The sequence below is a fragment of the Pseudomonas sp. 05T35 genome (assembly GCF_056396605.1).
Genome location: NZ_JBFTLU010000719.1, coordinates 1 through 1411 on the forward strand (window position 1 = coordinate 1; position 1411 = coordinate 1411).

2 protein-coding genes and 1 pseudogene are annotated in these 1411 nt (G+C 58.4%); all 3 read left to right on the forward strand.

Annotated features, from left to right (window positions below; translation table 11 throughout):
* The coding region (locus AC1DH9_RS29185) for an SPASM domain-containing protein (RefSeq protein WP_477809340.1) at positions 1 to 671 on the forward strand (671 nt) is incomplete at its 5' end.
* Position 672: 1 nt separating this feature from the next.
* On the forward strand, positions 673 to 996 hold the full coding sequence (gene qhpC / locus AC1DH9_RS29190; protein ID WP_054596428.1) for a quinohemoprotein amine dehydrogenase subunit gamma: 324 nt from the start codon (positions 673 to 675) through the stop codon (positions 994 to 996).
* Positions 997 to 1019: 23 nt separating this feature from the next.
* Positions 1020 to 1411, forward strand: a pseudogene (locus AC1DH9_RS29195) (quinohemoprotein amine dehydrogenase subunit beta); the annotation flags it as partial.

The window sequence follows — 1411 nt, forward strand, 5'->3', positions numbered from 1 at the left end:
ACAGCCGCCCGGTCGGCGCGCGTGTGACCCTGACCACTGGCGTCACCGACGTCGAAACCATCTGGGATCACTTGTTCAACGAGCTGGGTTTTGCCGAAGTCGGTTTTGCCCCGGTGACCTCGGGTGACATCAGCAGCTTCAACCTGTCGAGCGACGAACTGATCGAGGTCTTCGCCAACATGAAAAAACTCGGCCGGCGTTATCTGCAAGCGGCGCTGGAGCATCGCAACATCGGTTTCTCCAACCTGCACCAGTTGATCACCGACATCCACGAGGGCCACAAGAAAGCCCTGCCGTGTGGCGCCGGGCTGAAGATGCTGGCGGTGGATCACAAGGGCGAACTCAACCTCTGCCACCGTTTCACCGGCTCGTCATTGCCGACCTTCGGCAACGTCCACAGCGGCGTGAAACAGGTTGAGTTGAACGATTTCCTGTCCCAGCGCCTGGACCGGACCAACACCGGCTGCGAAGACTGCCAGATCCGCAACCTGTGCTCCGGCGGCTGCTACCACGAGAGCTACGCCCGTTATGGCGACCCGACTCATCCGACCTATCACTACTGCGAACTGATGCGTGACTGGGTCGACTTCGGCATTGAGGTCTACACCCGGATCATGGCTCACAACCCTGCGTTTATCAGCAGTTACATCACTCCGCGCAAGGCTCACTGATATGAAACATCTCAAGGCAATCAATAACAAAGCGCAGAAGCTCGATCAGGCCGCGGCCGAAAACCGTATCGAAGAAGTGGTGGCCATGAGTTCCGTCGCCGGCTGCGCCTCGACCACCGATCCGGGTTGGGAAATCGACGCCTTTGGCGGTGTGTCGTCGCTGTGCCAGCCGATGGAAGCTGACCTTTATGGCTGTTCCGACCCTTGCTGGTGGCCGGCCCAGGTGCCGGACATGATGAGCACCTACCCGGACTGGAACAAGGACGCCCAAGCTTCCAACGAGAGCTGGCGCAACCTGGGCACCGTGTTCCCTAAAGACAAGTAATCGGACCGAAGAAGGATTCCAGCATGCTTCGCATCAATGCCTGCGGCCTGGCCGCTTCTGCCCTCCTGAGTATCTGCTCACTCAGTGTTCTGGCCGATGAAAACACTGTGCTTCAAAATGGTCACGAGTACATGCTGACCACCAATTACCCGAACAACCTGAACGTCATCGACCTTAAAACCGACAGTCTGTACAAGACCTGCAAACTGCCGGACGCCTTTGGCCCCGGCACCATTCAGTTGTCACCGGACCGCAAGACCGCCTACGTGCTGAACAACCACTACGCGGACATTTACGGCGTCGAACTCGACAACTGCAAGCAGGTGTTCCACGCCAGCATCACCCAGCATCCGGGAGAGAAGGCGCGGTCGATGTTCGCGTTCACCCTCAGTCACGACGGCAAGGAGCTATACAC

Coding starts and splice junctions, on each gene's coding strand:
- qhpC (WP_054596428.1), top strand. CDS start 673: ATGAAACATCTCAAGGCAATCAATAACAAAGCGCAGAAGCTCGATCAG.